Origin of the sequence: Fontibacillus forbon, from assembly GCF_046559655.1 — a bacterium.
GTDB lineage: Bacteria > Bacillota > Bacilli > Paenibacillales > Paenibacillaceae > Fontibacillus.
Genome location: NZ_JBKGFV010000002.1, coordinates 814,295 through 834,757, shown reverse-complemented (window position 1 = coordinate 834,757; position 20,463 = coordinate 814,295). Strand labels below are relative to the sequence as shown.

The window sequence follows — 20,463 nt, the reverse complement described above, 5'->3', positions numbered from 1 at the left end:
TATGTCAGGACCTGCACTGAAAAATGTGGACAGCCATACATCCATTCATGAGGCTGCACTGGAGGAAGCCAAAGAACTGACGGAACTTTTCGGAAAGGCCGTTAGACAAGGAGAACGGGAGAAAGCGTTGGAGCTTGCCTACATCACTTTGGAGCACTGGGAAACGCGAACCCTGCAGCATGCATTGAGTGAAGAAGAAGGGTTATACGTGGAAGCATTAAACCTCAAACCGGAGCTTCAGCCCGTCATTATTTCCTTGACCAGAGATCATGATCTGCTGCGGCAAACCGTTCAGGAGATCAGGCAACTGCTGGCCGGCGGAGAGGTGTCCGAAGAAATTCTTTACAGGTTTCAAGCGCTGATTGTCATTGACCAGCTTCATAACCGGGATGAGATGGAGATGCTGGAAAAGGAAATCGAGGGGGTGCTCCATGACCATCATTAATGATCCATATGCCCTTGCGGCTATGTTGCCGGATAAGCCTTTGCTTGCGGTGGAACCGAGACTTTACCAATTACTAGCGAGGGAACTGCAGGCATTGCATCTTCATCCTTATGACGTTAAGGCGGGAGGTCGTGCGGATGAGCAGGGAATAACTCTCAATTTGCGGTTCGGCGAGGATTTGGGACAGCTGCTCAGCCGTAGATTTGCGTGGGAGGTCATTGAAGCAGGCGATGAAGAGGTAGTGGCGTTTTTCCGTGAGGCGGCGGAAAGAATGCGGAAAACGCTGATCTCCGACTATTTTAAGATCATGAAGTCCTGAGGTTTGAAGATTGCAGTTAACAATTCCTTTGCTGAAGAGGTGGACGTGATGGATCAGGCGGAAATGGAACGGTTTGTCCGGAATGACCGGGAAGATTTGCTTACCTTGTTGGAGATGCGTTTTGAATCTGTTCCGGGTAGCATACGAGAACAAATCGGACGGATGGATGATCTGAACGAGCTTCAGCGGTTGATACTTGCCGCCTGCAATGCTGCGGAATGGGAAGTCTTCATGGAAGAACTGAACGCTGGAAAGGGCAGCTTCAAGCTGACTGGCGAAAGATTCAATCCTGTGGCAAATCCAAGCGGGAAAGGAGCATCTCTGTGAGCGATATAAAAAACAAGCTCTTCGAAACCCTGAAATATTTGAAACGCGGCGAAACGATTAATGACGGTTGGACCGAGGAGAGTCCGAGGTCCCGGGATTGGGAGGGATTGTACCGCGGACGCTGGCAGCATGACAAAGTCGTGAGATCTACGCACGGCGTTAACTGTACCGGATCGTGCAGCTGGAATGTGTTCGTTAAGGACGGCATCATCACCTGGGAAACGCAGAAGACGGATTATCCGACGACGGGAGCGAACTTCCCGGAATACGAACCACGGGGCTGTCCACGCGGCGCAAGCTTCTCCTGGTACACTTACAGCCCGATCCGCGTGAAGTACCCTTATATCCGCGGCGATCTATACGAGATGTGGCAGCAGGAAATGGCTGCTGTAGAAGATCCGGTCATAGCCTGGGACAATATTGTAAGCGATCCGCAAAAGCGGGAGAGATATGTCAAGGCAAGAGGGAAAGGCGGATTTGTACGGGCAGACTGGGATACGGTCTGCCAAATCATCGCCGGTGCCACGATCCATACGATCCGGAAATACGGACCCGACCGGGTGGTGGGCTTCAGCCCGATTCCCGCCATGTCCATGGTCAGTTATGCGGCGGGTACCCGCTTTTTGTCCCTGATCGGCGGGACGATTCTAAGCTTTTATGACTGGTATGCGGATCTTCCTCCGGCTTCGCCGCAAGTTTGGGGTGAGCAAACCGACGTGCCGGAGAGCGGGGACTGGTACAACACCAAATATTTTATCATCTGGGGCACGAACATCCCGCAGACGCGATCTCCGGACGCCCACTTTATGGTAGAGGCGAGATACAACGGAACGAAGGTGGTCGGCGTCAGTCCCGATTATTCCGAATACGAGAAATTCGCGGACATTTGGCTACCTGCCCGGGTAGGTACCGACGCCGCACTGGCAATGGCGATGACGCATGTCATTCTGAAGGAATTTTACGTGGATCAGCAGACCCCGTATTTTACGGATTATGTGAAGAAATTTACCGATTTGCCGTTTCTCGTCATACTGGATGAGCAAGCAGGCGGTTTCCGTTCCGGGCGTTTCTTGCGGGCATCGGATCTGGGCTCCTCGGTAGAGCTGGCTGAATGGAAAACCGTGCTATGGGATGCAGCCGCCGGGGCCCCCGAAGTTCCGAACGGCAGCCAGGGCTTCCGCTGGGATCAAGACAGCAAGTGGAATCTGGATCTGGAGAAACCGGACGGAACAACCATTGATCCGCAATTGACCTTTATCCATGAAGCGGACGAAGTGGCGCTCGTTGACTTTCCTTATTTTGCGGAAGAAGAAGGCGCTATGGTTAAGCGCGGGGTTCCGGTCAAGTACTTGCGGGATGCCGCAGGCGAATTGATAAAGGTTGCGACGGTATATGACCTGATGATGGCCCATACCGGCGTTTCCCGGAATTTGCCGGGCGACTATCCCGTGGATTATGACGATATGAAGCCGTATACGCCGGCCTGGCAGGAAGCCATAACAGGGGTGAAAAAATCCCATTGCATCCAGGTAGCCAGAGAGTTCGCCGATAATGCGGCCCGCACGGGCGGCAAGTCGATGATTGCGATGGGCGGCGGGACGAACCATTGGTACCACAGCGATCAGATTTACCGGTCGATTTTGAACCTCGTTTTGCTTACGGGGTCGCAGGGGGTAAATGGCGGAGGCTGGGCGCATTATGTGGGTCAAGAGAAGGTCCGGCCGCTCGAGGGATGGCAGCAGATCGCCTTCGCCGGCGACTGGATCAAACCGCCCCGGCTGCAGAACGGAACCTCGTTTTTTTACTTTGCCACGGAACAGTTCCGTTATGAAACAAGAGTCAATGAAGAACAACAAACGCCTTGGGGCGGGCGGTTCAACAAAATGCATCCCGCGGACGTGAATGCGATGGCGGCAAGACTGGGCTGGCTGCCGTCCTTCCCGCAGTTTAGCCAGAACTCCATCGATGTGGCCAAGCAGGTCCGGGAGAAGGGGTTCACGGATGACAAGGAAGCGGAGATTGAGGTCGCTAGAATGCTTAAAGAAGGGGAGATGGATTGGGCGATCGAGCATCCGAATGATCCGAGCAATTTCCCCCGCGTTTTCTTTAATTGGCGGTCGAACCTGTTGGGTGACAGCGGTAAAGGACATGAGTATTTTGCCAAACATTTGATCGGCGCGGATAATCAGGTGCTCACCGACCCGAGCCATTCCTGGCAGCCGGAAACGATACAGACGGACGAGGTTCCGCCGGAAGGCAAGACGGATTTGTTCGTCAGCATGGACTTTAGAATGACCAGTACCGGGCTGTTCTCGGATATCGTGCTTCCGGCCGCGACCTGGTATGAAAAGTATGATTTAAGCAGCACGGACATGCATCCTTTTGTCCATCCGTTTAATCCGGCCATCGAGCCCCCGTGGCAAAGCAAGAGCGACTGGGATGCCTTCCGCGAGATCGCCAAATATTTCTCCGAATTGGCTGAAAAGCATCTTCCTGTTTGCGAGGATGTCGTCATGACGCCGCTCGGGCATGACAGTCCTGATGAGATTGCTCAGGTCTACGGGAAGATACAGGACTGGCGGAGCGGGGAAACGGAAGCCATCCCGGGGAAAAGCATGCCCCATTTTCAGTTCGTGGAACGGGATTACCCGAATGTTTACGGGAAGATGATTACGGTCGGGCCCAATATTAAAAAGGGCTACGGTGCTAAGGGGGTAAAAATTCCCGGCGAAAAGGTATACGGGCAATTGGAGGACCGGCTGGGGATTTCCAAACGCGAGGGCATCGGCAAAGGTCAGCCTGAGCTATATTATGACCGGCAGGCGATCGAGGCGATCCTCTTGATGTCGGGAGCGACGAACGGAGAGCGGGCGGTGGAAGGCTGGCGATCCATGGAGGGCAAGACGGGCAAACAGCTTGCGGAAATCGCGGAGCCCCGCGAGGAGGACGCCTTTACGCTGCCGGATATTACGGCTCAGCCTCGCCAGGCCATCTCTGCGCCGGTCTGGAGCGGACTCGAGAAGGATAACCGCCGGTACTCGCCGTTTACGCTTAATACGGAATACGGCATCCCGTGGCGTACCCTGACCGGCAGGCAGAGTTTCTATCTCGATCATGAGATGATGCTCGATTTTGGGGAAGGACTGCCGCTTTACTTGCCGCCGCTAGCTCATATTCCTTTTCTCAAAGGAGAAAAAGAAGTCCCGAGCAACGGCAAATCGTTGACGATCCGTTATTTGACCCCGCATCAAAAATGGGGGATCCACACGATGTTCACCGACACGAACCAGATGTCCACGTTGTTCCGCGGCTGGCAGGTCGTCTGGATGAACGAAAAGGACGGGGCATCCATCGGAATCAAGGATAACGATTGGATCGAAGTCTATAACCGCAACGGGGTGGTAGCGGCCAGAGCGGTGCTGACTTACCGGATTCCTCAAGGGATTGCGTATATGTATCACGCGCAGGACCGCACGCTTGGCGTTCCCGGCACCTCCATCACCAAGCAGCGGGGCGGCACGCATAACAGCGTTACGCGCATAACTCTGAAGCCGACTCACATGATCGGCGGCTACTCCCAACTGAGCTACGGATTCAATTATTACGGGCCCACAGGAAACCAGAGAGATACGATGACCATTATCCGTCCGCTGAAGGAGGTAGATTGGCTTGAGGATTAAAGCGCAAGTCGCGATGGTGATGAACCTTGATAAATGTATCGGCTGCCACACTTGCTCCGTGACGTGCAAAAACACGTGGACCAATCGCCCCGGTACGGAATACATGTGGTACAACAACGTGGAGACGAGACCGGGGCCGGGGTATCCGAAGGAATGGGAGGACCAGAAGAAATTCAAGGGAGGCTGGGTGCTGCGAAACGGGAAGCTGACGCTGCGCGCAGGCGGGCCGATAACCAAGCTGGCCAACATCTTCTACAATCCGAATATGGCAAGTCTCGATAGCTTCTATGAGCCCTGGACCTACGATTACGATAGCTTGATTCATAGTCCCAAAAGAAAGCATCTTCCGGTCGGGCGTCCCGTATCGCTCATTACCGGCGAATATTTGGACAAGCCGGAGTGGGGGCCCAACTGGGATGACGATCTTGCCGGCGGGAGCGAGATCGTACCGCTGGACCCGAACGTCAAGAAGCTCCAGGAACATATCGCCATGGAGTACGAGAAAACGTTCATGATGTATCTGCCGCGAATTTGCGAGCATTGCCTGAATCCGTCCTGCGTAGCCTCCTGCCCTTCGGGAGCGCTGTACAAGCGTGAGGAGGACGGGATCGTTCTGGTGGATCAGGAGGCTTGCCGAGGATGGCGGTTCTGCATGAACGGCTGTCCTTACCACAAGGTGTACTATAACTGGAATACGCATAAAGCGGAAAAATGCAACTTTTGCTATCCGCGGACCGAGGCGGGAATGGCTACTATCTGTTCGGAAACCTGCGTCGGCAGAATCCGGTATATCGGCGTTGTGTTCTACGATGCCGACCGCGTTAAAGCCGCCGCATCCGTGGAAGATCCGCAAGATTTATATGAATCGCAGCTCTCCGTGTTTCTGGACCCGTCGGATCCTGATGTCATCAAGGAGGCGAGAAAAGCGGGGATTAACGATTCCTGGATCGATGCGGCCCAGCGCTCGCCCATTTATAAGCTCGCCATGAAGTGGAAGGTAGCCCTGCCTCTGCATCCGGAATACCGAACGCTTCCGATGGTATGGTACGTGCCTCCGCTAAGCCCGATTATGAATCATATCGAGGAAGATGATCTTCAAACGGATCACTATATTCCTGCCGTGGATCAAATGCGGATCCCGATGGAATATCTGGCTTCGCTGCTTTCCGCGGGCGACACCTCGGTTATCCGGCGCGTGCTGCTGAAAATGACGGCAATGCGTGTTCACATGAGGGACAAGTCGGTCGGCGGGATGGATGAATTAAGGCACAGCAAGCTGCTGGAGGAGGCCGGAATAACGGTGGATGAAATTGAAGACATGACCAGGTTGTTTGCCGTCGCCAAATATAATGAACGGTTCGTGATTCCGACAGGCCGAAGAGAAATGGATGGAGAGGAAGCGCTGCATTACAAGCAGGGGGCTTGCAGCATAGAATCGATCACGCCGTCCTCCGCCGTCATGTCGCATCTTTTTGCAAAGGAGGAGTAAGGATGGAAGCAAAGCATGTTCTTTTAGCCGCGTGTGCGAGAATGTTGGGGTATCCTGATGAGGGGTTTCACGATATGCAAACCGATCTGCTGATAACCGTACAAGCCGGCGTTGAAGATCCCGTTTTGTCGGAACATTTTAAACAATCGATCCTCCCGGTTTGCTCCATTCCATTAAAGGAACTAAAGGAGACTTATGTATGGACCTTCGACTGGAAGGAGAAAACAGGGCTGTATCTGACCGCCCATGAGCTGGGAGACAGCAGGGAGCGGGGAGCGGCGCTAATTTTGCTTCAGCATGTGATCCGGGATGCCGGGTTCAGCTTGGCTGACGGGGAACTGAGCGATTACATGCCTATGCTGTACGAATTGCTGGCGTTCCGGCCCGATCATGTCCATGTGCGTGCGTTGGAGCTTCGGCTTGCTGCAGCCAGCAAGCGGATTCGCGACAATTTGCCCGAGGACAGCCCCTATAGAGGCTTGTTCCATATCCTTATGACCGAGGTGTTCGAAGAGCCGACGGAAGAAGAAATCCGTAAGCTGGAAAGTAAGCGGGAAACCGCCGATCTGGACGAACTACCATATCCGATCCTGTACGGGATGGATGGAACGGCCCGAAGCGATACCGGTTTGCCGGTTTACAAAATGTGTAATTGAAAGAAATGGAGGTACATCGATGACCGGTATTTTCTGGTGGGTCGTGTTTCCGTATATCACGTTGGCGGTAATGATCGTGGGCTTGTTGTACCGTTTCGCTTTTCGTCAAGTTAGCTGGACTGCGCCTTCCACGGAAATTTTCGAGAAAAAATGGCTTAAGGTCGGTTCGACCGTGTTCCACTACGGGATTATATTCGCGTTCATCGGCCACATCATGGGCGTGTTGATTCCGAGAAGCGTTTATCATTCTTTGGGCGTTTCGGATGAGACGTATCACGTGTTCGCGATCGCCGGGGGAGGCCTTGCCGGGTTGATGGTCGTAGGCGGCCTGGTACTTCTCCTGATCCGGAAATTGACGAACCGGCGGGTGCGCGTCCATGCGGGATTCGGGGATTATTTCGCCGTTATTCTGGTGCTGATCGTAGCGGCGATGGGAACCTATATGACGCTTGTCTATAATACTACGGTGGTTGCCTATGAATACCGGACTACGATCGGTCCCTGGTTCCGCAGCCTGTTCACGTTGAATCCGCAGTATCATTTGATGGAAGGCGTCCCGTTCCTGTTTCAGCTCCATATTGTGCTTGCTTTTCTGCTGTTTGCGTCCATTCCGTTTACCCATCTTGTGCACATGTTCTCTCTTCCGGCACGTTATCCCGCAAGATCACCACAGCAATACCGGTCGCGGATGAACTACAAGAAACGGGAAAGAACCTGATCTTTTAATGCTGAAGCGCCCCGGAACCGCCAGGGCGCTTTTTTTTGTACAGGAGCTTCTAGGCATATGGACCCTATTCATAGTTTCAGAGAATCGGTAAAATGTATGGTGATATAGATCATAACTTGTCCATTACTACCTTTGATAAAAAGGAGCCTTGGCCGTGGAACACGATAAAAGCGGACTTCTGAAACAGCTCATTTCCGAGGATAGCACATACAAGTTACTGTACGAGAATCTCCCTGATGCGATTTGCATCATTGATGTTAACGGCAGATACGTGGAAGTGAATCCGGCGACCGAAAAGCTGACCGGATATCCGGCCTCTCATTTTGTACAATTAAATCTCGATCAGCTGTTTTGCGAAAAAGGACAGCAGAAACGGGACGCCTATTTTAAAAAAGCGCTGCGCGGAAAAACCGGCAATTTTGAGATTACTTTCAAACGCCGGGATGGAGAACTTCGGGATGCCTACGCAACCTACATTCCAATAGTTCATGAAACCGGGGTAGTCGGCGTATTTTCAATTACGAAGGACATTACGGCTGAAAAAATAAACCAGGCTCGCGGAATTAAGGAAAGAACCCGGATCGAGGAAGCGCTCCGGGAAAGCGAAGGACAGTACCGCCTGATTTCCGAGTATTCCATGGATTTGATTTCCAGGCATGCCGCAGACGAGGACAATACGTATCTTTATGTCTCGCCTTCTTCGCTTACGCTGCTCGGATACGAACCCGAGGAAATGATCGGAAGCAGCGCATTTGACTATATACATCCGGAAGACGTGCAGATGGTCAAAGAAGACATGAAAATGCGGATGAATTCCAGAAGCGTTTTTTCGCTGACGTACCGGGTCCGGCACAAGGACGGGAGATATATCTGGTTCGAGAGTACGGGAAGGTACAGGTATCTGGCGTATTCCGGCGAAATCGGTGAAATTATCACGATCTCCCGCGACGTGACAGAGCGCAAAGAGAGTGAACGGCGCCTTCAGGAAAGCCAGCAGCGATACCGTTCCTTGTTCCAATACAGCCCGTCCAGCGTGTATTCCATGGATTTGAGCGGTAAGTACACCTCTTTGAATTCCAATCTGGAGACGCTGCTGGGATATTCCCGAAAAGAACTGCTCGGCATGAGCTTCCAGCAAATCATTGATCGCGAAGATCTGCTCCATACGATCCATCATTTTGAACAAGCTAAAAATGGAATCCCCCAAAACTATGAGACAACGGTAATCGGCAAGGATGGGAGCCATTTGGAAATCGCCGTGACGAATGTGCCGATCATTGTGGACAAGCAGGTGGTCGGCGTCTACGGCATAGCCAGCGATATCACCGAAAGAAAGAGATATGTCGAGCAAATCGAGAAACTAAGCTATCTTCATTCACTTATTTTAGGCTCCGTTTCCGAAGGGATTTACGGGTTGGACGAGAACGGAAAGACTGTTTTCATCAATTCCGCTGCGGCGGAAATGCTGGGGTATGAAATTCAGGATTTTATCGGACATTCCAATCATCAACTTATTCATCATACCAAAATTGATGGAGCTTCTTACCCGCTGGAGGAATGTCCGATCATCCGGACGATGAGGGACGGCGTCCCCCGGATCGTGAACGAGGATGTATTCTGGAGAAGGGACGGTTCAAGCTTTCTCGTGGAATACCGCGTAAACCCCATGATTGAGCGGGGGCAGCTCATCGGGGCGGTCGTCGTCTTCAACGACATTACCGGGGAACGTGAAATCATGCGGGCCAAGGAATCGGCGGAACGCGCCACCCAGGCCAAATCGGAATTCCTTGCGATGATGAGCCATGAAATTCGCACGCCGATGAATGGCGTAATCAGTATGATCGATTTGCTTCAGGATACGAATCTGAACGAGGACCAGCGGTACTATGCCGAGGTGCTGTCGAGCAGCAGCAGGGCGTTACTTTCCATTTTGAACGATGTCCTGGATTTTAGTAAGATTGAAGCCGGAAAAATGGCGTTGGAATACGAAACGTTTCATTTGGAGAGCTGCGTTATGGGAGCTGTCGATTTATTTCTTCCGGAGGCGGCCAAAAAAGGACTGGAGCTAAGCTATACCATATCGCCCGAAGTTCCGGAATATTTCTACAGCGATCCTTCCCGGCTGAGGCAAATCCTGGTCAACCTGATCGGCAATGCTTTGAAATTTACCGAAGAAGGTGAAATCACCATTGAGGTCCGGCGGGCTCCCGCATATGATTCGCAGGATCTCATTGAATTCGTGATTACCGATACCGGGATTGGCATTCCGACCAACAAGCTGAATCGCCTTTTTCAATCTTTCTCCCAGGTCCATCCGATTATTAACCGGAAGTATGGAGGAACAGGCCTTGGCCTGGCGATATGCAAAAAAATCGTGGAAATTCTGGGAGGCCATATCACGGTGGAAAGTGTGGAAGGCGTCGGCTCCGCGTTCCGCTTCACTTTGGTCAACGAGCTTTCAAAGAAAGAGGCGCCGAAGGAAAGTGTGCCGGAGGCTGTGACGGAAAACGCGGCAGAACTGATGATTGAGGTCAGTACTGCTGAGGAACAAACGGTTCTTCAGAACGGTGCCTGGAAACCCGGGACCTTATCGATACTGATCGCGGAGGATCATCCCGTTAATAGCCAGGCGTTTGTCCAGATACTTGAGCATCTGGGATATGAGCCGGATATCGCTCATAATGGCATGGACGTAATCGAGGCGCTGATGGGAAAAAGGTATGATCTCATTTTTATGGATATCGAGATGCCGGTGATGGACGGGATAAAAACCACGCGCCTTCTCCGCCGGCTGCTTCCGGTGGACAGATTGCCGATAATTATCGGCGTAAGCGCCTGCGGCGGCCCCGAAAATCGTGAAAGATGTCTTGCGAGCGGTATGGAAAGCATCATCACCAAGCCGCTGAATCCGGAGGATATTGAGGAGTTGCTGAATGCCTGGGGATCGGAGTTGCTGAACAAGTAATGCTTGCTGAACCGGAGGACCTATTTCTAGCGCATTAAATCATCAAACAGCCAAAAGACCTCGCCCGTGGCGAGGTCTTTTTTTTCTGCGGGTTTAGTGTATGGCGGGGAGGGGGCTGGGCAGTGAGCAAATGGAATTATAGCAAATATTATGGTCAAAAAAGTCCAAAAAAAGCCGCTCAGAATCAATAAAAGGCTTTTTTTACTCTAATCGTCTACTCGGCTACCGATAGCTAACCTTTGGGTAAACGTATTGCGAATCAGCGCGATGTCGAGCGCGAGCAGCCTGCATGGCGGCCAAGAGGCGCCCCTCCTGTCGCTTTATCCGACGATGTGCTAATGGGGGGCGATTATCGCGGCTCCGGGTTATACGGACCCGGTTAAGTTCGCTTCGGGCGGGAATCCTTATGGGACAAGCGCCACGGTAGGCGAAAATGGCCAAATCCAGAAATACTTGCATGACGGTGTCTTACACTAGGCCAAGCCAAGCGAACTGAACTGTCACTGTTTCTGGTTGCAAACCGTCATGCTATTGTTTTCAAAGATTTTCAAATATCCATGGTCAAACTGTTTACCAAATTGCGATCAGGATGTCCATTTTGAAAAAAACCACTTTTATCAAGTACCTGCTCCACTCGAATTGCATATTATTATTCTATAACTTCTTACTGATAGAAAGGTAGATGAATATATGACAATTCCTCTTTATATTGTTGCAGGAACTAGCGGCGCTGGAAAATCGACAGTTTCCAAGGAAGTACGTAAAATGATGGGCTCTGGCTTCAATATATATGATATGGACAGTATCATTGTCGATAAAAATTTCCAGACGGCTTGCCAACACTGGCTCAGGATTGCATATGCAAACGCATTAAGCGGGAATACCACTATTTTGTTTGGAGCAGTTCCTTATCCGTACAATGTAAATATATGCGATCATTTTCATTTCTTTCATCCAATCCACTATTTACTCTTACATTGCAATAGCGCCAGCAGAACCGAACGTTTGCAGAAGCGCGGCGGATGGACGGAAGAAGGGATACAGGGTACGAATATTTACGCAAAACAACTGTATAAAAATTACATTTCCGCAAGCTTACCTATAATAGACACTACGAATAAACAACCTGCACAGGTTGCTAATCAAATCAAGGAATGGATATTATTGAAGCAGAAGCCAAACACATAGTCCAGTGCGGATAATAAATTCGGTCTGCTGGCCCTACTTTCATGGAAAATCCAGCATTTAACGTCTCCTGTGTCCGTTAGAGTTCCGGGATTGCCGATCCTCGCAGTTCATACGTTCACCGCTGCTCCCAATGGTTCAGAATAGAAACCAATAAAAGAACCTCGCCCCACAGGGCGAGGTTTATAGTTTTAGTATATTTCTTGAACCTGTGGATTATATCAGTCCAAAGATTTGGTGTAAAGAATGCCGATCGTCTTCGCGCCGCAGTGGCTGGAAATGACGCAGCCGGCGTTAGAGACAGCGACTTCTCTCGCCCCTGTCTTGGACTGGAGCGCTTTTTGCAGGTGGACGGCATCCTCATCGGCCAGGGAATGGGTGATGAAAATGAGGTCGTTATCCATTTCCGGTATGCGGCTAAGCGCATTATCCAGAAGCTGGTCCAGCGCTTTTTCCCGGCTGCCGCGGATTTTGTAGGCCGGCGTCATTTTGCCGTCGATTACCTTGATAACCGGGCGGATACGAAGCAAGCTTCCCACAAGATTCTGCATGCCGGAGCATCGGCCGCCTTTGTACAAATAATCCAGCGAGTCGATCACGAACTCCGTCTCGACCCGGGGGCGAACAGCATCCAGCAAGGCTACGATTTCCGGGACGCTCTTTCCATCCGCTGCCGCCCGCACCGCCTTCATGACTTGGAGACCTATTCCGGTAGACAGGTTCAGCGAATCAAATACCGTCACCTGTCCTTCGGGAAACTCCGTTGCGGCTATGAGCGCATTTTGATAGGTCGAAGACAACTCCGAAGACAGGCTTATGTAAAGAATTTGCCGTCCCGCTTGGATGAAAGAGGAGAAAGCTTTCATAAAGTCAGCCGGGGACGGGGCTGCGGTTTTCGGGAGCCGCCCTGATTCATCCACTTTTTCATAGAGCTGGGGAGTATTCAGGTCAACGCCATCGCGGTAATTAGTTTCTCCAAACGTAACGTACAGCGGGACGATGCCGATATCATATTTTTGAATCCATGCAGGCGGCAGGTCACAAGTGCTGTCCGCAAAAATTTTAATTGCGCCCATGATTGAGATCCTCCTTTAAATACGGATAATCGGATGCCTTAATCTGGAATCTTCTTGGTATACATAATTGCAACGGTGTGAGGACCGCAATGGCTGGAAATAACGCATCCCGCTTCGGCGATCGCCACCTCGCGTGCGCCGGTCTGTTCCCGGAGAATTGCGGCGAGACGACGCGCCTCCTCTTCGGCAAGCGTATGGGCAACGATAATTAAGTCGTTATCCATTTCCGATATATTCGAAAGCGCATTGTCCAGCATTTGTTGAACCGCCTTTTCTTTCTTGCCGCGCACCTTATAAGCGGGAATGATATTACCGTCCACAACTTTCAGGACAGGCCGGATTTGCAAAAGGCTGCCTATGAAATTTTGCATGCCGGAGCATCGTCCGCCCTTATATAAATATTCCAGCGTATCGATCACAAACTCCGTTTCGACACGCGGCCGGCAGCTTTCCAGCAAAGATACGATTTGCTCGGCCTTCACGCCTTGTTGCGAGGCTCTTACGGCTTTCATTACAAGCAATCCGATTCCGCTGCACAGGTTAAGAGAGTCGACGACATGGATTCGGCCTTCGGGAAATTCAGCCGCCGCGATCAGTGCGTTCTGGTAGGTCGAAGAGAGCTTCGAGGACAGGCTGATATACACGATGTCTTCGCCCCGTTCAATATGAGGAGCAAATTGATCCATAAAATCTTTAGGTGAAGGAGCCGTTGTTTTCGGCAAATTTCCGCCTGCGTCCACCTTACGGTAAATATCGAGCGGAACGATATCCAGCCCGTCTCTGTAAGTTTTGTCATCAAAAACGACATAAAGGGGAATGATTCCGATTTGATATTCATTAATCCAAGCCGCTGGCAGATCCGAAGTGCTGTCCGCGAAAATTTTGACCTTTGACATAAGTTTCTCCTTAAATTCAGTTAGTCCAATCTATAGTTTAACAAAAACCTTGTCGGTTTAACATCGTTTTAAGGCGCCCGAATAAAAAATCATCTTTTGATCACTGTCTGGCTACGAAAAGAAAAGATCCCTCGGACCGGGCTGCAAACCACAGGTGCAAGGGATCGGGAAAAAAGTTATTGATTGACTTGAACCGTTACATAGCTTACCGGAAATAATTATACCGAGCCGAGAGCAAACAAAATCATCAGCAGAATAAAGATAGCGGCTGAAAATGAAAGGCCCAGAATGGCGAAAAGCTTTTTGCGATTTTTCAGAACCAAGCCGATTATCGATAAAATAAGGGCGACCAAATGCAGCACGCCGGCAAGCATCATCATCAGAATCCCGATAATGGCTCCGGAATGTGTCATCATGTCTTCGGTAATGGCATCGATAGGCTGGTCCGCGATATCGATGATGGCGGCCGTGACCAAGGTAAGGGAGAAAATGTAGACAACAATGGCCACCAGAATAACGATGAATGAAGCGATGCCCGGTCCGGAATGCTTCCGTACGGGTGCTGCGGTGCTGTATTGCGGATAAGGCGGCACGGGAGCCCCGTTTAAATTATTTTGCTCATATTGGTCCATACTTGATAAGTCTCCTTTTTAAGGAATTGATATTCTTTGTTTAATTCTTCACATATTTCAAAAAAAATCAATAACGAGATTCGAAGATATGATAAAATCTTTTGTTTTTCGACTTCAATATAATGGTCACTGTCATTTGGAAAGAGAACCCTTGCTGGGTTATGATAATAGAAGTTGTGCTTGCTTTCATGATTGTAAGTCATCCCAAAAATTCAATTTGAAAGGCGGAAAACATATGCACCGAAAATATGCCGGAACAGGCGCGTTTGTGATGCTGACTGCCGTTGCGCTTGGAGCCTTCGGGGCTCACGTGCTGGAGCCGCAGATCGGCGAGAAGGCGGTCGGGACGTTTGAAACCGGAGTTCATTATCATATGATTCACGGGATAGGCATGCTATTGGCGGCTTTTGCTTCCGGACTGGGCGGTGATCGGAAACGGCTTCTATGGGTAAACAGGTTGTTCTTGCTGGGGATTATCCTTTTTTCGGGAAGTTTGTATCTGCTCGCCGTCACCGGTTGGAAATGGTTCGGGCCTATCACTCCGCTAGGTGGCGTGTCATTTATCGCAGGGTGGTTGATGTTTGCATTGGCTATGCTTAGAAAGGACAAATAACGGGGGCGTTACATAAATACGGCTGGATCGTCTGCAAGAGACGTGTCCAGCCGTTTGATTTTAAAAACGATCCTGTTCTTATTTATCGATAAAATCGATTATCTCGCTGAGATTGAAAGTATAAACTTGCTTCTCATCCACATGATACACGCTGAGCGTATAGGTTTCAGGCAGAAAATTCAAGACCCGGCAAGGAATGCTCGTCCGCTCGCCGTTGCGGTTGATCAGCAGACGGACCAGCCGGTTATCGGCGATATAAGTTTTAATCCACTTTTCAAATTCTCCGCTTTTGGCAATTTCTTCGAAAGTTCCCTTTCCCTGCTGTGTTTTTGGCGCGGGTTCTTGTGCGGGTGCTTTGGCTTTGGCCGGCTGGGCGTCCGGAGTCTTTTTCGATTGCTCGGTTGCAGTCAGTCTTTTATAGGATTTGGAGATAATGGACTGTTTCTTGGCGGTCAGCAAGGATTCGATAATTTCTCCCAACTCGATCCCCGAGTTTACTCTGTAATCGATAATATTTTCTCCGGAATTCAGTAATGCCAGCAGAGATTGCAGCGCCTTGGCATTGGAGTCGTTCCTCACGAGAATCTCTACATTAAATAAATAACCTAAATCCTCTTTCTTGTTGTTTTCAATCTGATTGTCCATATAGCCCCCAAAAACACGTTCATTAATTAATGTTGCTTATTTTGTTAGGTTGCGCATCGTTGCATTAACCATCATAGCACCGTGAGGGAGACAATCATAGTCCTAAACCTCTTTGTTTTCATGAAATTTAAATGGAAAATTAAGGGTTTGTTTGGTTTGACATTAAATCAGGGGATGCAGAATCTCTTTTTCATTTTTTTTGGAATTCGGGTATAATAATAAGGACAAGCAGCTTGTTTCGGCTCAACTTGACTCGGGTAAACTTAGAATATTGTTGTATTATACCTTTATCGAAAGCGAGGGTTTACAATGGCGAAAGCGGACTCTAAGACTTCAGGCAAAACGAAAAAATCCAGTTTGGAGCAAGTACTCAATGAGCAGGTTGCCAATCTTAATGTTTTGTATGTAAAAATTCACAATTATCACTGGTATGTGAAGGGAGAAAACTTTTTTACCCTTCATGTCAAATTCGAGGAACTATATAATGAGGTTTCCGAAAAAATGGATGCGGTAGCGGAACGACTCCTTACGATTAAGGGTAGCCCTGCGGCAACATTGAAGGAATATTTGGAAATCGCGACGATCCAGGAGGCAACCGGCAAGGAAGACCAACGAACGATGGTGCAGAATCTGATCGAAGACTTTGCTACCTTGAGCGAATCCTTCCAGGAAGGCATCGAGCTTGCCGATAAAGAAGGCGATGAGGCGACCAGCGATTTGTTGACCGGCTTTAAGGGAGAACTCGAAAAACATATGTGGATGCTGCGTTCTTACCTGGGATAAAATATCGGGACAGAAACAGTGGGCTTTAAACGGGCTTGACCAGACATGGTCAGGCCCGTTCCCGTTTTCGACAAACTCCGCAAATGCTAATTGTCTGTGACAAAGCTTATGGAAAGAGACCATTCTCCGCTTCGACACGTTGATTAAGCTTAAGAAGTGAGTTAGAATGAAATGAGAATCAATGAGAATCACTTAGAATAATTCTAATGTGATAATTATTATGGTATAATGGCAACAAAATAAAGGATAAATTTTAACGACCAATGGAGGGAGCAGTAAAAATGGCTACACATTTCGTTGTTGAGGGACTTAAAGCGACAATTGAGGGCAAGGAGATTCTGAAAGGGATCGACATTGAAATAAAGGGTGGAGAAATCCACGCCATTATGGGACCGAACGGAACCGGGAAAAGTACGCTGGCTTCCGCACTGATGGGTCATCCCAAGTATGAAGTTACTGACGGTAACGTAAGCCTGGATGGTGAAGACGTGTTGGAGATGGCCGTAGATGAGCGCGCCCGTGCCGGCTTGTTCCTGGCTATGCAGTATCCGAGCGAAATCGCCGGCGTGACGAACTCGGACTTCCTGCGCAGTGCGATCAATGCGCGCCGCGGTGAAGGCAATGAGGTATCCCTGATCAAATTTATCCGCCAAATGGAAGGCAAAATGAAAGAGCTTGAAATGAATCCGGAATTTGCCCACCGTTATTTGAATGAAGGATTCTCCGGCGGGGAGAAGAAACGGAACGAAATCTTGCAAATGCTGCTTCTGGATCCGAAAATCGTCATTCTTGACGAAATCGACTCGGGTCTCGATATCGACGCGTTGCGGATCGTGGCGAACGGCGTCAATGCCATGCGCAGCGAAGAGCGCGGTTTCCTGATCATTACCCACTATCAGCGTTTGCTGAACTATATTACACCTGATTACGTCCATGTCATGATGCAAGGTCGCATCGTGAAATCCGGCGGACCGGAACTGGCGGAACGCCTGGAACGCGACGGCTATGACTGGATTAAGGAAGAGCTCGGGATTGTGGATGAAACTGTAGGTCAAGAAGCCTAAACGGAAGGAGGAAAACAAAATGACTACACAAACCGTTCTTCCGGTAGAACCCGATACACTCCAGAACATCTCCGCGAGCAACGGGGAACCGGCCTGGTTGACCGAGAGCCGTCTGAACGGCATTCGGCTGGCCGCGGAACTGGATTTGCCAAAGCTGGAAAAGACGAGAATCGACCGTTGGGATTTGAGCAACTTCGGAACGCTCCGCCAAGACCGTCCGGGGCTGACCCAGCAACTGCCTGAAGGCGTTGCTTCCTATGTCGATCTGAAAGAAGACAGCAACCTGATCGTGCAGCATAACAGCTCAGCGGTATTTGCCCGGCTGTCCGCCGACCTTGCGGCCAAAGGCGTTATTTTTACCGACTTGGAGACTGCGGTCCGCGAGCATGGCGATTTGGTGAAAACGTATCTGCATACTGTCGTTAAACCGGAAGAAAACCGGTTGACGGCATTGCATGCGGCACTTTGGAACGGCGGCGTTTTCTTGTACGTACCGAAAAACGTGGAAGTGGATGTTCCGTTGCAAAGTATTTTCCTGATTGATGACGCTTCGGCATCTTTTGCTCCGCATGTATTGATCGTAGCTGAGGCTAATAGCCGCGTGACATACGTCGACAATTACATTTCAGGACAATATGAAGGAAAAATCGTGCATAACGGCGCTGCTGAAGTTTTCGTCAAAGCGGGAGCCAAGGTGCAATTCGCTTCGGTTCATCATTTGAATGAGCAAACGACCGATTTGATCAACCGCCGCTCTGTTGTGGAAAATGACGGCAGCATCGAATGGATCGTTGGCGAAATGAACGCCGGGGATGCCGTCAGCGAGACGTTGTCCATCCTGAAAGGTAACGGATCGGTATCCGACGCGAAGGTAATCGCGGTTGGTTCCGGTTCGCAGAAACTGAACTATACAACCAAGGCGGTTCATTTCGGCAAAAGCTCGGAAAGCCAAATGATTACGCGTGCCGTAATGCGCGAGCAAGCAACGGCCATCATTAACGGCATTACCAAAATCGAGAAGGGCGCGACGAAGGCGAACGGAGAGCAAACCGAAAAAGTGCTGATGCTCAGCCCGAAAGCCCGCGGAGATGCGAATCCGATTCTGTTGATCGACGAGGACGATGTGAAGGCCGGCCATGCCGCTTCCGTCGGCCAGGTCAACCAAGAACAAATTTATTATTTGATGTCGCGCGGTATTTCCCGCGAACAGGCTGAGCGTTTGATCATCTACGGTTTCCTCGCTCCGGTCGTTTCCGATATTCCACTGGAGCAGCTGCAACAGCAATTGCAGGGACTGGTGGAAAGGAAGTTGGGCCAATGAACGCGGAACTGATCAAAGAGCAGTTTCCTATATTAAATCAGGAGATCAACGGGCACCCGCTCGTTTATCTCGACAGCGCAGCGACTTCCCAGAAGCCGCGCGCCGTGCTTGAAGCGTTGCAGCGTTATTACGAATGGGATAACGCTAACGTACACCGCGGTGTCCATACCCTGGGCAGCCGGGCGACGGATGCCTATGAAGGCGCCCGCGAGAAAGTCGCGCGGTTTATCGGGGCATCGAGAACCGAGGAGATCATTTTTACCCGGGGAACGACGACCGCGTTGAACCTGGTGGCCTCATCTTACGGTCCTTCCGTTTTGGCGGAAGGGGACGAAATTGTAATTACCCAGATGGAGCATCACAGCAACCTGATTCCCTGGCAGCAACTAGCCAAAGCGACCGGGGCTGTGCTTAAATTCATTCCGCTCCAGCAAGACGGAAACATCGCGCTGGAGGATGTGGAGAAGACGGTGACGGACAAGACGAAAATCGTCTCCACCGCTTATGTCTCCAACGTTCTCGGCGTAGTGAATCCGGTGAAGGAAATTGCTGAAATCGCCCACCGGCATGGGGCTGTCATGGTTGTTGACGGGGCGCAAAGCACGCCGCACATGAAGGTCAACGTGCAGGATCTGGATTGTGATTTCTATGCGCTATCCGGTCATAAAATGTGCGCTCCGACCGGGATTGGGGTACTATATGGTAAGAAGCATCTGTTGGAATCGATGGAACCCGTCGAGTTCGGGGGCGAGATGATCGACGATGTCGGCCTGTATGAATCGACATGGAAGGAGCTTCCGTGGAAATTCGAGGGCGGAACGCCGATTATCGCCGGAGCCGTCGGTCTCGCGGCAGCGATCGACTTCCTGGAAGAAATCGGGCTGGATGAAATTCACCGGCATGAAACGAAACTCGCGGCTTATGCGATGAATCGTCTGTCGGAGATTGAAGGAATTACCGTGTACGGTCCCCGCGAACGTGAGGTCGGCCTGGTTACCTTTAATCTGCTGGATGTTCACCCTCATGATGTGGCTACCGTACTCGATGCGCAAGGCATCGCCATCCGGGCGGGCCATCACTGCTGCCAACCGCTGATGCGCTGGCTTCAGGCGAGCGCAACGGCAAGAGCCAGCCTGTACCTGTACAATACGGAACAGGACATCGACCGATTGGCGGAAGCTCTAATCCAAACAAAGGAGTATTTTGCCTAATGCAATTGGACGATTTATACCGCCGCGTCATTATGGATCATTATAAAAACCCGCGCAACCGCGGAAAGTTTGAAGACGGTGGCCTTACGGTCGACTTGAACAATCCGACCTGCGGAGACCGCATTTCATTGCAGCTCAAAGTCGAAGACGGCATCGTGAAGGATGCCCGGTTTACCGGGGAAGGCTGCTCGATCAGCATGTCATCCGCATCGATGATGACGGAGGCTGTCAAAGGCCGGACTTATGAGGAAGCCATGGATCTGGCGAACCGATTCTCTTGCCTTATGAAGGGCGAGGATGCGGACTTCGAGGATTACGAAGATATTGAGGCCCTGTCGGGTGTGAATAAATTTCCTGCCCGGATCAAATGCGCCACGCTGGCGTGGAACGCGCTAAAGAAGGGCATCAACGAGGAATCATAATTTTAAG

General features: G+C 50.6%; 19 protein-coding genes and 1 pseudogene. 16 read left to right on the top strand and 4 right to left on the bottom strand.

Features of this window, described 5'->3' with window-relative positions; all coding sequences use genetic code 11:
- Position 1: 1 nt before the first annotated feature.
- The 10 genes and pseudogenes from ACLB09_RS10835 to ACLB09_RS10790 all read left to right on the top strand — a co-directional run bounded on the left by ACLB09_RS10835 (position 2) and on the right by ACLB09_RS10790 (position 11,796).
- Entirely contained in the window at positions 2–445 is a 444-nt protein-coding gene (locus ACLB09_RS10835) for a hypothetical protein (protein ID WP_410769826.1), read from the top strand.
- Positions 432–764 (top strand): hypothetical protein, encoded by a 333-nt coding sequence (locus ACLB09_RS10830; RefSeq protein ID WP_410769825.1) that lies wholly within the window; start codon positions 432–434, stop codon positions 762–764. The genes ACLB09_RS10835 and ACLB09_RS10830 overlap by 14 nt, the downstream gene beginning before the upstream one ends.
- 3 nt (positions 765–767) lie before the next feature.
- Positions 768–1,091 carry a hypothetical protein gene (locus ACLB09_RS10825; protein ID WP_410769824.1) on the top strand — a complete coding sequence of 108 codons (324 nt, stop codon included), beginning with the start codon at positions 768–770 and terminating at the stop codon, positions 1,089–1,091.
- The gene (locus ACLB09_RS10820; protein ID WP_410769823.1) at positions 1,088–4,771 is read left to right on the top strand and encodes a nitrate reductase subunit alpha; all 3,684 of its coding nucleotides are present in this window, start codon (positions 1,088–1,090) and stop codon (positions 4,769–4,771) included. The genes ACLB09_RS10825 and ACLB09_RS10820 overlap by 4 nt, the downstream gene beginning before the upstream one ends.
- Positions 4,761–6,260, top strand: coding sequence for a nitrate reductase subunit beta (narH, locus tag ACLB09_RS10815; RefSeq protein ID WP_410769822.1), 1,500 nt, complete (start codon positions 4,761–4,763; stop codon positions 6,258–6,260). The genes ACLB09_RS10820 and narH overlap by 11 nt, the downstream gene beginning before the upstream one ends.
- Before the next feature lie 2 nt (positions 6,261–6,262).
- Positions 6,263–6,916 carry a nitrate reductase molybdenum cofactor assembly chaperone gene (narJ, locus tag ACLB09_RS10810; RefSeq protein ID WP_410769821.1) on the top strand — a complete coding sequence of 218 codons (654 nt, stop codon included), beginning with the start codon at positions 6,263–6,265 and terminating at the stop codon, positions 6,914–6,916.
- Between the two features lie 19 nt (positions 6,917–6,935).
- A complete protein-coding gene (gene narI, locus ACLB09_RS10805; RefSeq protein WP_410769820.1) occupies positions 6,936–7,634 on the top strand; it encodes a respiratory nitrate reductase subunit gamma in 699 nt (232 codons plus the stop codon).
- A 163-nt stretch (positions 7,635–7,797) separates the two neighbouring features.
- The gene (locus tag ACLB09_RS10800) at positions 7,798–10,608 is read left to right on the top strand and encodes a PAS domain S-box protein (RefSeq protein ID WP_410769819.1); all 2,811 of its coding nucleotides are present in this window, start codon (positions 7,798–7,800) and stop codon (positions 10,606–10,608) included.
- A 258-nt stretch (positions 10,609–10,866) separates the two neighbouring features.
- A pseudogene (locus ACLB09_RS10795) lies at positions 10,867–11,085 on the top strand (NAD(P)H:quinone oxidoreductase, type IV); the annotation flags it as partial.
- A gap of 213 nt (positions 11,086–11,298) precedes the next feature.
- The gene (locus ACLB09_RS10790; protein WP_410769818.1) at positions 11,299–11,796 is read left to right on the top strand and encodes an AAA family ATPase; all 498 of its coding nucleotides are present in this window, start codon (positions 11,299–11,301) and stop codon (positions 11,794–11,796) included.
- Between the two features lie 218 nt (positions 11,797–12,014).
- On the opposite strand, the gene ACLB09_RS10785 is transcribed toward ACLB09_RS10790, so the two are convergent.
- The 3 genes from ACLB09_RS10785 to ACLB09_RS10775 all read right to left on the bottom strand — a co-directional run bounded on the left by ACLB09_RS10785 (position 12,015) and on the right by ACLB09_RS10775 (position 14,397).
- Positions 12,015–12,869, bottom strand: coding sequence for a DegV family protein (locus ACLB09_RS10785; protein ID WP_410769817.1), 855 nt, complete (start codon positions 12,867–12,869; stop codon positions 12,015–12,017).
- Positions 12,870–12,907: 38 nt separating this feature from the next.
- Positions 12,908–13,765 (bottom strand): DegV family protein, encoded by an 858-nt coding sequence (locus tag ACLB09_RS10780; protein ID WP_410769816.1) that lies wholly within the window; start codon positions 13,763–13,765, stop codon positions 12,908–12,910.
- Between the two features lie 218 nt (positions 13,766–13,983).
- Entirely contained in the window at positions 13,984–14,397 is a 414-nt protein-coding gene (locus ACLB09_RS10775) for a hypothetical protein (protein ID WP_410769815.1), read from the bottom strand.
- A gap of 235 nt (positions 14,398–14,632) precedes the next feature.
- On the opposite strand from ACLB09_RS10775, the gene ACLB09_RS10770 reads away from it, so the two are divergent.
- A complete protein-coding gene (locus tag ACLB09_RS10770; protein ID WP_410769814.1) occupies positions 14,633–15,010 on the top strand; it encodes a DUF423 domain-containing protein in 378 nt (125 codons plus the stop codon).
- A 78-nt stretch (positions 15,011–15,088) separates the two neighbouring features.
- On the opposite strand, the gene ACLB09_RS10765 is transcribed toward ACLB09_RS10770, so the two are convergent.
- Positions 15,089–15,655 (bottom strand): hypothetical protein, encoded by a 567-nt coding sequence (locus ACLB09_RS10765; RefSeq protein WP_410769813.1) that lies wholly within the window; start codon positions 15,653–15,655, stop codon positions 15,089–15,091.
- Positions 15,656–15,964: 309 nt separating this feature from the next.
- Here ACLB09_RS10765 and ACLB09_RS10760 point away from each other — a divergent pair, with 309 nt between their 5' ends.
- The 5 genes from ACLB09_RS10760 to sufU all read left to right on the top strand — a co-directional run bounded on the left by ACLB09_RS10760 (position 15,965) and on the right by sufU (position 20,456).
- Positions 15,965–16,438, top strand: a complete 474-nt coding sequence (locus ACLB09_RS10760; RefSeq protein ID WP_410769812.1) for a Dps family protein — start codon at positions 15,965–15,967, stop codon at positions 16,436–16,438.
- Positions 16,439–16,719: 281 nt separating this feature from the next.
- Positions 16,720–17,502: a Fe-S cluster assembly ATPase SufC gene (gene sufC, locus ACLB09_RS10755; protein WP_410769811.1), complete on the top strand. Its 783-nt coding sequence runs from the start codon at positions 16,720–16,722 to the stop codon at positions 17,500–17,502.
- Positions 17,503–17,521: 19 nt separating this feature from the next.
- Entirely contained in the window at positions 17,522–18,823 is a 1,302-nt protein-coding gene (gene sufD / locus ACLB09_RS10750; RefSeq protein WP_410769810.1) for a Fe-S cluster assembly protein SufD, read from the top strand.
- A complete protein-coding gene (locus ACLB09_RS10745) occupies positions 18,820–20,034 on the top strand; it encodes a cysteine desulfurase (RefSeq protein WP_410769809.1) in 1,215 nt (404 codons plus the stop codon). The genes sufD and ACLB09_RS10745 overlap by 4 nt, the downstream gene beginning before the upstream one ends.
- Positions 20,034–20,456: a Fe-S cluster assembly sulfur transfer protein SufU gene (gene sufU, locus ACLB09_RS10740; protein WP_410769808.1), complete on the top strand. Its 423-nt coding sequence runs from the start codon at positions 20,034–20,036 to the stop codon at positions 20,454–20,456. The genes ACLB09_RS10745 and sufU overlap by 1 nt, the downstream gene beginning before the upstream one ends.
- The last annotated feature ends 7 nt before the right edge of the window (positions 20,457–20,463 follow it).

Coding starts and splice junctions, on each gene's coding strand:
- ACLB09_RS10835 (WP_410769826.1), top strand. CDS start 2: ATGTCAGGACCTGCACTGAAAAATGTGGACAGCCATACATCCATTCAT.
- ACLB09_RS10830 (WP_410769825.1), top strand. CDS start 432: ATGACCATCATTAATGATCCATATGCCCTTGCGGCTATGTTGCCGGAT.
- narJ (WP_410769821.1), top strand. CDS start 6,263: ATGGAAGCAAAGCATGTTCTTTTAGCCGCGTGTGCGAGAATGTTGGGG.
- narI (WP_410769820.1), top strand. CDS start 6,936: ATGACCGGTATTTTCTGGTGGGTCGTGTTTCCGTATATCACGTTGGCG.
- ACLB09_RS10790 (WP_410769818.1), top strand. CDS start 11,299: ATGACAATTCCTCTTTATATTGTTGCAGGAACTAGCGGCGCTGGAAAA.
- ACLB09_RS10785 (WP_410769817.1), bottom strand. CDS start 12,869: ATGGGCGCAATTAAAATTTTTGCGGACAGCACTTGTGACCTGCCGCCT.
- ACLB09_RS10780 (WP_410769816.1), bottom strand. CDS start 13,765: ATGTCAAAGGTCAAAATTTTCGCGGACAGCACTTCGGATCTGCCAGCG.
- ACLB09_RS10775 (WP_410769815.1), bottom strand. CDS start 14,397: ATGGACCAATATGAGCAAAATAATTTAAACGGGGCTCCCGTGCCGCCT.
- ACLB09_RS10770 (WP_410769814.1), top strand. CDS start 14,633: ATGCACCGAAAATATGCCGGAACAGGCGCGTTTGTGATGCTGACTGCC.
- ACLB09_RS10765 (WP_410769813.1), bottom strand. CDS start 15,655: ATGGACAATCAGATTGAAAACAACAAGAAAGAGGATTTAGGTTATTTA.
- ACLB09_RS10760 (WP_410769812.1), top strand. CDS start 15,965: ATGGCGAAAGCGGACTCTAAGACTTCAGGCAAAACGAAAAAATCCAGT.
- sufC (WP_410769811.1), top strand. CDS start 16,720: ATGGCTACACATTTCGTTGTTGAGGGACTTAAAGCGACAATTGAGGGC.
- sufD (WP_410769810.1), top strand. CDS start 17,522: ATGACTACACAAACCGTTCTTCCGGTAGAACCCGATACACTCCAGAAC.
- ACLB09_RS10745 (WP_410769809.1), top strand. CDS start 18,820: ATGAACGCGGAACTGATCAAAGAGCAGTTTCCTATATTAAATCAGGAG.
- sufU (WP_410769808.1), top strand. CDS start 20,034: ATGCAATTGGACGATTTATACCGCCGCGTCATTATGGATCATTATAAA.